This is a genomic window from Acetatifactor sp., from assembly GCF_982438285.1.
On record NZ_CEWDFQ010000050.1, the window covers coordinates 1 to 12,803 of the forward strand.

At 46.6% G+C, this 12,803-nt stretch carries 11 protein-coding genes; all 11 read left to right on the top strand.

What is annotated here, in order from left to right:
* The first annotated feature begins 123 nt into the window (after positions 1-123).
* Positions 124-1,149 (top strand): aldose epimerase family protein, encoded by a 1,026-nt coding sequence (locus tag AC1WIP_RS04115; protein ID WP_481140623.1) that lies wholly within the window; start codon positions 124-126, stop codon positions 1,147-1,149.
* A 45-nt stretch (positions 1,150-1,194) separates the two neighbouring features.
* Positions 1,195-2,790, top strand: a complete 1,596-nt coding sequence (locus AC1WIP_RS04120; protein ID WP_481140624.1) for a response regulator — start codon at positions 1,195-1,197, stop codon at positions 2,788-2,790.
* A 23-nt stretch (positions 2,791-2,813) separates the two neighbouring features.
* A complete protein-coding gene (locus tag AC1WIP_RS04125; protein WP_481140625.1) occupies positions 2,814-3,575 on the top strand; it encodes a sensor histidine kinase in 762 nt (253 codons plus the stop codon).
* A gap of 5 nt (positions 3,576-3,580) precedes the next feature.
* On the top strand, positions 3,581-5,017 hold the full coding sequence (locus AC1WIP_RS04130; protein WP_481140626.1) for an ATP-binding cassette domain-containing protein: 1,437 nt from the start codon (positions 3,581-3,583) through the stop codon (positions 5,015-5,017).
* The gene (locus tag AC1WIP_RS04135) at positions 5,014-6,216 is read left to right on the top strand and encodes a sugar ABC transporter substrate-binding protein (RefSeq protein ID WP_481140627.1); all 1,203 of its coding nucleotides are present in this window, start codon (positions 5,014-5,016) and stop codon (positions 6,214-6,216) included. The genes AC1WIP_RS04130 and AC1WIP_RS04135 overlap by 4 nt, the downstream gene beginning before the upstream one ends.
* Before the next feature lie 15 nt (positions 6,217-6,231).
* Entirely contained in the window at positions 6,232-7,242 is a 1,011-nt protein-coding gene (locus AC1WIP_RS04140; RefSeq protein WP_481140628.1) for an ABC transporter permease, read from the top strand.
* A gap of 215 nt (positions 7,243-7,457) precedes the next feature.
* Positions 7,458-8,843 (top strand): hypothetical protein, encoded by a 1,386-nt coding sequence (locus AC1WIP_RS04145; RefSeq protein ID WP_481140629.1) that lies wholly within the window; start codon positions 7,458-7,460, stop codon positions 8,841-8,843.
* Positions 8,844-8,887: 44 nt separating this feature from the next.
* Positions 8,888-10,576: an ABC transporter substrate-binding protein gene (locus AC1WIP_RS04150; protein ID WP_481140630.1), complete on the top strand. Its 1,689-nt coding sequence runs from the start codon at positions 8,888-8,890 to the stop codon at positions 10,574-10,576.
* Between the two features lie 72 nt (positions 10,577-10,648).
* Positions 10,649-11,605 carry an ABC transporter permease gene (locus AC1WIP_RS04155; protein ID WP_481140631.1) on the top strand — a complete coding sequence of 319 codons (957 nt, stop codon included), beginning with the start codon at positions 10,649-10,651 and terminating at the stop codon, positions 11,603-11,605.
* Between the two features lies 1 nt (position 11,606).
* Complete coding sequence (locus AC1WIP_RS04160) at positions 11,607-12,500, top strand: ABC transporter permease (RefSeq protein ID WP_481140632.1); 894 nt, start codon at positions 11,607-11,609, stop codon at positions 12,498-12,500.
* A gap of 14 nt (positions 12,501-12,514) precedes the next feature.
* Positions 12,515-12,803 (top strand): ATP-binding cassette domain-containing protein (locus tag AC1WIP_RS04165; protein WP_481140633.1); only part of this gene is annotated, 289 nt, incomplete at its 3' end.

The following is a 12,803-nucleotide window of genomic DNA, read 5'->3' on the forward strand; positions in this document are numbered from 1 at the left end:
GTGTATGAATATATACATACAGGCAGATGGCTGTTGCAGGTTGACTTTGATTTTATGTTATTTTATTATAATTTTAAAAGAAGTTATAAAAAAATTAGGCATAAAGGACTATTGAGGAAAAGTATGATAGACAGAAGATTATGGGGAATTCTGTCGGATGGCACAAAAATACATTTGTACCGGATTACAAATCGTTTTGGGGAATATGCGGAATTTTTAGACTATGGCGCTTCTGTGCACAGCCTTTGCATTCGAAATAGGGAGGGAGAACTGACGGATGTAGTTCTGGGAGCGGAAAGCCCACAGGAGCTTAGCGGTTTTTCTACTGAGGGAGTAACAATTGGACGCTGTGCAAACCGCATTGCGGACGGCAGATTTTCCATAGATGGGAAAACCTATTTTCTGGAAACGGGAAAAGGGGGGCACTGTCTGCACAGTGGAAGCAGCAATTTTGCCGGAAAGCTTTTCAGCGCTGTAATTCACCAAAAGGAAAATAAAGTAAGTTTTTTTTTGAAAGATATGGGAGAATGCGGCTATGAATGCGCAGTGGATGCAGAGGTTTCCTTCACCTTCGGCGACGATCACTGCCTGACCATAGATTATTGCTTAAAGCCCCAGGAAGCGACACTGCTTTCCCCCACAAACCATTCTTATTTCAATCTGGGATGTGATGATGCCAGAGATCATATATTAAATATTCATGCTTCATTCTATGCAGCAAAAAGCAGCAAAGGGCTGCCGGAGGGAGAAGTGAGAGATGTTTTGGGTACACCCTATGACTTTACTTCACCCCGTTCCGTCCGTCAGGGGCTTGAGAGTGATCCAAAAGGACTTTTGGGGGAAATGAAGGATTATGACGACAGCTATCTTTTGGATGGCGCGGGCTTTCGGGAGGTCGCAGAATTATACTCTCCTCAGTCAGGCATCTGTATGCGTGTGAAAACAGACATGCCAGGGCTTGTCCTCTTTGCGGCCATGCTGCCAAAACCGATTCGTGGAAAAGCGGGAAAAATTTACCATGGATACGCCTTTGTATGCTTGGAGACAGGATACATTCCAAACGCGGTAAACTGTCCTGACTTTGACCAGCCAATATTCCGTGCTGGGGAAACCATGAAATCCAAAACAGTTTATGCTTTTGAAAGTTAATGCAGCAAAACACTGTGCCCGCAGGAAGGATGAAGGATAATGGGGATGAACATGAAACTAGTCATTGCAGATGATGAGAAAAATATCTGCGAAATGTTTAAAAGTCTGATTGAATTTGAGCAGATCGGATTGGAACTGTCAGGAATGGCTTACGATGGAGAGAGTCTTTGCAGGATGATCGAAGAGCAGGCGCCGGATATTGTGATTACAGATATTTCCATGCCCAAAATGGATGGACTCAGGGTGATCCAATACTGTAGAGAGCGGCAGATTAACTGCAGATTTATTGTAGTCAGCGGCTTCAGACAGTTTGAGTATGCCTACAATGCCTTAAAATATAATGTCAGTGATTATCTTTTAAAGCCCGTAAATGAGGAGGAGTTAAACCAGGTTCTCTATAAGGTTGCAGATGAAATCCGAAGGGAAAAAAAGGGAGAGTCGGTATCACAGAAGGAGGAGCTTTTACAGCACTATTTTCTCACCAATGTGTTAGAGAACACTTCTGTCAAAAATGAAGCCAGACAGGATTATGAGGAAATCAATCAAAGCTATATGCTCCATTTGAAGGAGGGCGCTTTTTTGTATGTGTATCTGAAACTGGATGACAAAAGGCAGGAAAGACGCACCTATGAGGAGCTTACCTCTGTGCTGAAAAAGCTGAAAAGGATGGTGCATCAGCGCCTGGACGCCTTTTGCTATGATGTAATCGTGCAGGAAAGAGCAGACTCGCTGAAATCCCTGATCAACTACAGACCTTCCCAGCAGGAGCAGCTGGAAAAGGAGCTAAAGGAGCTGTTTGAGGCTGGCAGAAATATTACGGATATTTTCAATGGACTGCATTTTACTGTCTGTGTGGGAAAGCCCTTTTATGATCTGGACAAGGCTGTTATCGGACGCAGACAGGCCTGGACTGCCATGTTTGCCCGCCTGGGGCTGGGAACAAACCGCATTATTTTTTTTAAACAGCTTCACACCGTAGATTTGAGAGACAAACTAAACCAATGGGACAAAGAGATTGTGCGGGCATGGAAAACGCTGGATACAGAGGCTTTCCGGGCCTGTATGGAGGATATGTTTTCTCAGCCATCTACAGTGATGTGCAGTTATGATTTTGCCACTTTCATTCCCCGTATCCAGGAGATTGGCGAGGAGGAGAAAAAGCATCTGTCTGCTGCGAATGATATTCATGCGGAAACCATCAGCGTCAGAGAGATGGCAAAGGCGGTGGATATCTGTACCACCTTTGAGGAATGCAGAGATGCCATCACGCGCTATAACTGCGAGGAAATCGGCCAGCTGGCCGGATTGGTGGACAAAAAGAATATAAAGCCCATACGGCTGGCCTGTGATTATGTGAGAGAGCATTTGGGAGAAGCTATACGGCAGGAGGATGTGGCGGCATTGGTGGGTTTAAGTCCGGCTTATTTTTCTGCATTGTTTACCAAAAAGACAGGGCAGACCTTCTCTGAATACGTTACTGTCGTGAGAATCCAAAGGGCATGTGAGCTCCTTGAGAGAAGCGATAACAGCATCGGAGAAATCGCATCTATGGTGGGATTGGAGGATGCAAGATATTTCAGCAAGCTGTTTCGAAAGCGCATAGGGATTAAACCCACGGAATACAGGAAGATTTACGGTTAATACAGCAGCTGTTTGGAGAAAAAATGGGAAAATTAATGATTATGACTCCGGCCAAATTTGAAAGGCTGGTTCAAAGACGGGTAGAACAGGAGCTTCTTAAAAAAAATACGGACTATGAGGAGAATCTGACTTTGAAGCAGGCGGATATGGCATATCTGCAAAATCAGATTAATCCCCACTTTTTATACAATACACTGGAGTGTATCAGAGGACAGGCCCTAAACGAGGGGATAACTGATATAGCCGATACGGTAAAGGCCCTGGCGCAGTTTTTCAGATACAGCATCAGTATGAAGGATAATGTGGTTTCACTGGAGGATGAGCTGAATAATCTCAGAAATTATATTTCCATCCAGCAGTATCGGTTTAAAAACAAATTTCGTCTGGTGATTGCTTTGGAGGAGGCGGAAAAGGAACAGCTTTTAGACTGCATGATCCCGAAGCTGTCATTACAGCCTATAGCGGAAAATGCTATTGTTCACGGTTTTGGTGATATGACGGAGAACGGGCTGTTGACGGTAAGGGGGTATTTATCGGAGGATAACGTAGTGATAGCTGTTTCTGACAATGGAAGCGGCATGGACAGCGCTGTTTTAAAAAGGCTCAATGATAAAATCAACAGCAAGGTTTCCTTTGGAGAAAACGGACATACAGGAATCGGGCTGCAGAATGTCCAAAAGAGGATTCAAATTTTGTTTGGATATGAATATGGTCTTTTTATCAGCAGCGTTCCTGGAATGGGAACTACAGTGGAGATGTTTTTTCCACTGAGACATAGGACATAGGCATAATGAAAAAAGAACTAATCCGCATCAGAAATGTGCAGTATGCAATAGAAAACAAATCTGTAATAAGCCGGGCCGGACTTTATCTGTTCCAAGGGGAAACCCTGGGAATTGTGGGAGGATACGACTCAGGGAAATCTGCGCTTTTTGAGGTGCTTTCTGGCAAGGGTATTCCCTCTGAAGGTTATTTGTTTGTGAAAGGACGATCCACGGACTGGGCGGATTTTTCTGCACGGCCCAAAATGAAATGTCTGCAAAGCGACTGGGGGCTTGTGGACTGTATGACCATCTGGGAGAATATGCTGATAGAACAAAGCGGGGGTAAGATAAAATATTCTTGGATACCTGTAAAGCGTGTGAAAAGACAGTTTGCGGAGCTTGCAGAAAAATATGGGCTGCATGTGGATGTCAGGCAGAGAGCGGATGAGCTGACGGAGTATCAGAAATTTGCGGTCAGCCTTTTGTGTGCCAGGCTGAATCAGGCGGATGTTATCCTGGTGGAAAATTTTAACCAGGAATATTCCGCGTCTGATCTTGAGCATTTAAAGAGTTTTTTAAGGAAACTGAATGAAGAAGGAGTCTGCATCGTCCTATTTAGCTTGAATGTGGGCTTTATGGACGAGCTGTGTCACAGGATTGCTATTATCCGGGGCGGCCAGGTAATATGCAGTATGGAAGCAGATCCTGGCAGCAGAGGGATTTTGTCTTTTTTGGCCGGAGAAATGCACCAAAAGATCGATTACTCCTTAAAGCCGGCTGCCTTTGATTCTGTTTCTTTCCAAAAGGAAAAGCCGCGGGAAATTGCCATAGGGCCTTATTCTTTTTTGGCTTGCCCCGGGGAATACATAGCATTTGTGGATTTGGAACATGATTATGCGGATTTACTGTTTCAGAACTGGGAGCCGGAAGGAAAAAGTGGAATCTATTATCAGGGGAAGGGAATCTGCAGGGGCACTGTCCTGGTGGATATCTCTTCCATGGACAGGCTTGTGGAGAGCATGTCTCCGGCCGAAAATCTATATCTTGGACTTTACCCACAGATTGCAAAAGGGGGACTTGTATTTCCTCATATACTGCGTTACCTTGCACACAAGCTGGCACAGTGGATGAAGGATCCCTCCATGGAGAAAAGAGAAAACTGCTATGGCCTCAAAAAGAGGGAACGGATTGCCATCTCTTTGTTTAGGCTTCTTTTGGCAAGGCCGGAGGTGCTGCTGTTTCAGGATTTGTTTTACAGCACGGATCTTTTAACCAGACAATTTGTGCTTGAAATTTTTGGAGAGCTGAGAGCGAAGGGCACCTCGGTCTGCGCCTGTGTGAAAACAGAAAAATTCGGAAATTTTGCACAACGCTATATTGTGGTCTCCAAGGGAAGATTTTATGACAGGCTGGAGTATGGGCAGGCTCAAAAGCTGTTGGGAGAGTCAGGAGGATGCGAATGAAGAGAATTCTAGCAGTGATGGTGGTGATTATGGGGATATTGTGTCTGGCAGGCTGTATCCGAGTGAGGGATGATTCTCGTCCCCTTGCCTGCCTTGCCATGTCTTCTGTGGACAGCAGCTTTACCCGCAGTCTTACAGACTCTCTTACAAATATGCTAAAGGATGAGGGATACCGCACTCAGGTGATATATTGTGAGGATGATGCGGGTACCCAGCTGAGCCAGATCGAAAATTTTGTGGGGATGGAACCGGATATGCTGGTGCTGGACTGTGTGGGTGAAAATACCATCTATGAAAAAACGCTGCGCAGCGCCAAGGAAAAGGATATTCAGGTGGTTACCTTAAACAGCGCTGATGTTACAGAATATGCGGATATTCAGATTCTCAGCAACAGCCTTTATAAGGGAGTATGTGCGGGAAAGCTGATCTCCGAATTCATTGACAGACAGTTTCCACAGGCCCAAAAGGGTGAAGTAGAGGTTTTGCTGCTGGGAAGCACAGGAAGACCTGGAGATATCAGGAATTTTGCAATTTATCAGCTCATAGGAGAACGATTTTTAAGACAATATGACAGCACCTCCCTGACTTTTGTCCATCAGGAAAAAGATCAGGAGGTTTTCTACTATGATGGATACGGACAGCTGCAGCAGGTGGAAGAAGAAACAGGAGGGCTGCTTCTTGACGAAAACGGTATGGCGATTTTAAATCCCTATTATGACGAAAGGGTGAGACTGTCGGAAAACTGGGAGACCAATGTGGTTTCCAAGCTGGATGGACAAAACGCCATTGACACTTACTTTACCAGGGAAAAGGATGGGGACTTGAAAATTGTGGCAGCTATGAGCGGGGATGCCGCCATCGGTGCCGCAGAGCGGCTGCAAGATTACTGTGAGACAGGGATTATCCTGGAGGAGCCGGCCAGGCTTGCGGTTTACGGGGCGGATGACACGGAAGAAAACCGCAGTCTGGTACAGGAAAGCTGGGATAACCAAAGTCTGTTAAGGGGCTTTGTGGGTGATTTCAGCGTAGCACTGTTGACGGAGAACCTGCGTTATGCGCTGCGGGGTGCAGATTCCGAGGAACCTGAAATCTATGAGAGCAACAGCTTCTTTTCTATTTTGACGGAAAATGGAAATCTGTTGGGAACAGCTACGCTCATTGAGCACAAGCTGGATGAGCTGGAAATGTTTTCTTTTTAATCAGGGGGACAGCATATGAATAAAATGTATCAAACACAGCTTTTGCACATGGCAAAAAAAATCTTATCCTCTGTTTTCCTGAATCCGACCTTTGATATTCTGATGGTTCTCACATTGTTTTTTACCTTGGCCAGCCCCTATTATTTGACGGCCTTTAATCTGAGAAATATCGCATTGCAGAATGCCCACACCATTGTGATGATGGCTGGGATTGCCATTATCATGCAGGGCGGGGGACTGGACTTGTCTGTGGGATATCAGATGTCCTTAGCGGCCGTGTTGACGGGGGAGCTTTTGACAAATGGTTTTTCCGTTCCCGCTGCAGCCGGGGCCGGCCTGCTGTCGGGAGTCTTGTGCGGAGTTATCAATGGGTTTATTGTTGCAAAATGGCGTTTATCCCCTATCATTGCCACTTTGGCGACTCAGGAATTTTACAGAGGAGTGGCCTATCTGATTTCCGGCGGAGTGACCTACTATAATATCCCTCAGAGTCTGAGAGGGCTTACGGAGGGGCTTTTTCTGGGAATCCCCAAGAGTCTGTGGCTTGCACTGTGCTGCATTGCAGTGACGTATCTTTTATTTCATTACACCGTGTTTGGAAAATGTGTGCTGGCGCTTGGATATGATGAAAAGCTGCTGCGTCAGAACAATGTGGACATCAGGAGACTGAAGGTGTACAGCTATGCTTTGGGAAGCCTGTTTTTTGCGCTGGCGGCGCTGCTTTTTTTGTCCAGACAAGGGGCGGCCAGTCCTTCCATGGGCTCAGGCATGGAAATCCGTGGAATTATGGCGGCTTATATTGCGGGCAATCTGGTGCAGAAGAAAAGAAAAAGAAGCGTACCCATTATTAATTTCTATATGGCGATTTTGATTCTGGCGATTGTGGAAAATGGAATGCAGCTTCTTGGCAGTAATCAGTACATGCAGTACTGCATTACCAGTGTCATAGTGCTTTTATCAGTGATCTGCACATCGGTTTTGCCGGAGTTATACGCAAAGAGAAAAAGCAGCAGGAAGCAAATTTAAGTTTATCATCCGGTCTGTTTCAGCCAATGAGATGTGAAATTTTTTCGCATTTCATTGGCTTTTTCTTTTTATGAAAGGCAGACCTTATAGAAAAAGAAAAAATACAAAAAAATAAGCCACAAATTCAAAAATCCGTCACATTTACTCAGAATATTTCCTCATGTAAAATAATTTTACAAAAAACATACAAAAGAAAAACAGAAGGGAGGCAAAAAATGTCAAAGCTTATGGTGGGAGCTGCGAAGGTCAGCATTGATCCCACACCGGATATGTATCCTTTTCCTCCAAAAAAATGTGATTGGGGAATATCAGATTTTTCTCCGGAGGAAGCTTATGATGAGATGGACTGTAGGGCCATTGCCATAGACAACGGACAAAGCAGAATTCTCATATTAAGCTATGAGTTGGGAAGCGTTCCGGATTGTCCGGATCTGGCGCAGAGAATTTCGGAAGAGACAGGCGTGCCCAAAGAGGATGTTATTATTACGGCCACCCACAATCATACCTGTGCGAGACCTTATAAAATGTTTGGAAAATACCTTCCGGGCCTTACGCCCAAGGAACTGGAATTTGACAAAAAAAACACTCAAATACACATTGAAAGCGGGATCAGGGCCGCTAAAGAGGCGGTGGATTCCATGCGTCCCGCAAGATATGGGGACGGCGAATGCCCAAGCTTCATAAATACCAACAGAGATCTCAAGACGCCCTTTGGATATTGGGTGGAGGCACGCAATTTGCAAGGGTACAGCGATAAGACGCTGGCTATAATAAAATTTGTGGATTCGGAGGGCAGGCTGATCGCGGCTTTGTTGAACCATGGAACTCACGCAACCTGTGCTTATCTAATGAAGGATGCGGATGGAAAGGCAAAAACCTCGGGAAATTTTAATGGAATTGCCTGCAAGTTTGCAGAGGAGCATTACGGAAATCATGCGGTGGTCATGTGGACCTCCGGGGCTGCGGGAAATCAGAATCCACTGCTCAGCCATGGGCTGCAGTATGAATATCCGGATGGATATTCCACCAGTGTTTCTTATCCGGACGGCGTTGGATTTATGCAGATGGAATTCATTGGAAGAACCCATGGAGCGGACGCAGTCAAAGGGATTGACGCAATTGCCGAATATCAGGACGCACTTCCTATTGTGCATCTTAGGAAAAGCATTTTGCTTCCCACCCAGAAGGAAAAGGGGGGAGAAAGCGGGAGGCCTCCTATTTACAGGCCGGGAGGCAACGGGCTGAGAAAGGACGATTCACCCCCGAAGCTTCCGGACTATCCTCAGATGGAGGATGACGTCGCCCATCCCGCCAAGCTGAAAATGCAGCTTCTCATGCTTGGTGATATTGCGGTGATTTTGGCAAACGCAGAGCTGTACGCTCAGCTCGGAAGAGACATCAAGGAGGCGTCGCCTTACAAGAAAACCTTTGTGATCACCCATTCCGATGTGTCTATCGGATATATCTTGGACAAATCATCAAAAGAGGAAAAGGTTTTTCAGGCCTTCAGCCCGGTCAAGCCGGGCAGCGCCGATGAGGCCATTGTGGATTGTGAAATGGCGCTTTTTGAAGAGCTTCTGGATAAACAACAGGAGCAATGAAACTGTTATCAACTGCGAGAGCAGAAAAATAAAGGAGGATGATTATGAAATTCAGAAAAGGTCTTTCAACTGTTCTGTGTGCTGCTATGCTAACGGCCATGCTGGCCGGATGCGGAAGCGGGGAGGGTGCGGAATCTTCTGCGGAAACCTCTTCCGGAACGGATGTTGCAGCTGAGACTTCAGAAACTGCGCAGCAGGCGGCCGCCACAGGCAGGGCCGGTTCCATCACTATGGGGTTGAACGCCAATATTCCCGGTTTGTCCTGTTATGACGGCACATCCACAGGACAGCTTTATGTGTCGTGGCTGTATAATGACAGTCTGTTTGTGCAGGAGACTCCCGGCGGAGAGCTGAAGCCCTGTATTGGAAAGGATTATGAGGTATCCGAGGACGGCTCAGTCATTACGGTTCATATGTTTGACTATGTGAAGGATTCCGCAGGCAATCCCATTACCGCAAGCGATGTAGTATTCTCTTATAATACTTATATTGCAACGGGAAATGCAAGCAATGTGGATCCTTATCTGGATCGTGTGGAGGCTGTGGACGACACCACGGTAGCGCTTTATTTTAAAGACTGGGAAACCATAGGAGCAGTGGAAAGCGTACTGACCTATACCCAGATCGTAGATGAGGAGGCTTACGATGAAGCTACCTGGTCTACAGCTCCCATTGGATGCGGACCTTATGTGGTAGAGGATTTTGTGTCTGGGTCATCCCTGACGCTGGCCGTAAATGAAGATTACTGGCAGACAGATGAACAATATATTTCTACCGTTAAGCAGCGCAATGTGGATAGAATTATCTATCGGATTATTCTGGAGGACGCCCAGCTTGCCCTGGCTCTTGAGACCGGAGATGTGGATGTGGTCAATTATGTTTCCACGGACAACCTGTCCTTCTTTATGGATGAAAATGGAAACGCTTTGGACGGCTACTATGTAAGAAGCGACAGCACTGCCCTTGTGACCAATATTTCCTTCAGCATGGATCCTTCCAGCAATGTGGCAGACGACGTGAATCTGAGAAAGGCGATTCTGCACTGCATTGACAAGGCCAGCCTGGTGAGCACGGTAGTGGGCAATACGGGAAAAGAAGTGTTCTGCTTTGGAACCGACGCATACTCTGATTACGACCCGGCCTGGGCGGAGGATTACTTCAATTACGATGTAGAGCTGGCTCAGGAATATCTGGCGCAGTCAAACTATGTGGCAAACGGTTCTCCTACTATCCGCATAGCCTTGGAATCCAACGACAGCAAGCAGAGGGCGGCCCAGATGATGCAGGCATATATGAATGAAATCGGCATTAATGCGGAAATTCTTTCCTATGATGCGGCGCTGTTTACCAACTACAAGCTGGATTTTGGCGAATGGGATATCAAGATAGATAATAACGGAAGCCCTACTTATAACTTAGGTGCTTTCTGGCAGAGGTTTTTAGGCAACACTTTCTGCACCTATAACGGCGTGGGCGTAAATTTCCTTGGCTTAAACGATCCTGAGCTCCAGGAGCTTCTGGATGTGGCGGCCAATGTAAATACCATGAGTCAGGAGAATACCAACCTTGTAAACGACTATATCAACGACAATGCTATTGTATACGGCCTGTGGACCAGCGTAACCTATCAGGCGGCGCAGGATGGTATTTTGGAAATTGTAAATAATTCAGCTATTTATCCTGTTCCCAATGCGTTTGTGTATGCAGAGGACTATCAGGGCGTGGCAGGCTGATAATTTTATCCCGAAAAATCCAGGGTGCGGCGTTACGCCGCATCCTTTTACGAAAAAGAGGAATGAGTTTGTATGGCAAGATATATTATAAAAAGGCTTCTGATGATGATACCGGTCATCGTTTTTGTTGCCATATTGATTTTTACGATTATGTATTTTGTGCCTGGCGATCCTGCTTCCCTGATTCTGGGAAGCAACGCCACGGAGGAGCAGATTCTGGCAAAGCGCGAGGAGCTGGGGCTGAACGAACCCTATCTCACCAGGCTCCTTGATTTTCTGAAAAATTTATTTTTCCATTTTGATTTCGGAAGCTCCTATACCACCAATATTTCCGTTACCCAGGAGCTTCTGCAGCGGTTTCCCAGGACGCTGATCATTTCCGGCGTGGCCATGCTGGTGTCTATTTTGGTGGGCATTCCCATTGGTATCTTTGCGGCGGTGCATCAGGATACTGTATTTGACAGAATAGCCATGGTGGGAGCGGTGGCCGGTATTTCCATCCCCACCTTCTGGATGGGCATGCTTTTGGTATTGTTGTTTTCCCTGCATCTGGGATGGCTGCCTGCAAACGGCATAGGGGGAATCCAATATTACATACTGCCGTGTCTGGCGGAAAGCTTAGGAGGCATCGCCAATCTGGCCAGACAGTCCCGTTCCTCCATGCTGGAGGTGATCCGCTCAGATTATGTGACAACGGCAAGAGCCAAGGGATTGTCGGAAAGAAAGGTTATTTTCGGGCATGCGCTTCCAAATGCGCTGCTTCCTGTAATCAGTGTGCTGGGCAGCAGGCTGGGTATGACCCTTGGAGGTTCTTTAGTGGTGGAGCAGGTATTTTCCATTCCCGGCGTTGGCATGTATCTGATCAATGCAGTGAACAACCGTGATTATCCGGTGGTACAGGGCTGTGTAGTTTTTCTGGCCATTGTATTCAGCGTAGTTATGCTTCTGACAGATTTGTCCTATGCGCTGGTGGATCCGATGATTAAGGCTCAGTATACATCAGGACCAAGGAGAAAGAAGGTGGCTTAAGATGGCACAAAAAAAAGAAATGGCAGCTCATATGGAAGAAAAAAGAAGCAAGGGAAAAGGGCAGTTTGTCATTGTTATGAAACGGCTGTCCCACAACCCTACGGCCATGCTGGGGCTGATTATTGTAGTGGTTTTGGCAATTCTGGCAATTTTGGCGCCTTATATTTCACCCTACAATTATGCAGAGGTGGACGCCCTGGCTGCAAAGCAGGGACCTAGTGCAGCCCATTGGTTTGGAACGGACGATCTGGGAAGGGATATTTTCAGCAGGCTGATTTACGGAGGCAGATATTCCCTGACCCTTGGACTGGCATCCGTGGCGCTGGGTTTTGTGATTTCTGTAATCCTTGGGTCTGTTTCAGGCTTTTTCGGAGGCTGGGTGGATAATATTATCATGCGGATTTTGGACAGCATTTCAGCTATCCCCGGACTTCTTATGGCAATTCTGGTGTCCGCAGCCCTTGGAAATGGCTTTGGAAATACAGTGGTAGCGTTGGCCATCGGTGGAATCGGAGGAATGACAAGGCTTTTGAGAGCCCAGGTGATGAGTGTGAAGGACAAGGAATTTGCAGAGGCGGCAAAGGCCACGAACTGTTCCAGTCTAAGAATTATTTTTGGACATATCCTGCCAAATGCCCTGACGCCCATGATCGTAAACGCTACAGGTCTGATCGCAGGCTCTCTGCTGTTTGCCTCTGCATTAAGCTTTATCGGACTTGGAGTGCAGCCGCCGGAGCCGGAGTGGGGCGCTATGCTGGCAGGAGCCAGGGGCTATGTGAGGACTTATCCTCATATGCTGATTTTCCCGGGTATTTTTATCTGCGTGACCATTATCGGTTTGAATATGTTCGGAGACGGACTGCGTGACGCTATGGATCCCAAGCTGAAGAAATAAAGGAGGGAGCTGTTTTGAAACAGGAAAAAAAGAAGGAAGGCAGACAGGAAGCATTTCTTAATGTTTCGGATCTGTTTGTAGAATACACTTCGGAGGGGAATACCATCCATGCGGTCAACGGCGTTTCCTTTTCCCTGGATCATGGGGAGACGCTGGCGTTAGTCGGAGAAACCGGCGCTGGCAAAACCTCCATCGCCAAGGCAATACTTAGGATTTTGCCGGATGTGTCCGCTCACGCCACAGGGGAGATTTATTTGGAGGGCGTAGACCTGATGAAGTTAAAAAGCAAGGATATGCTGAAGG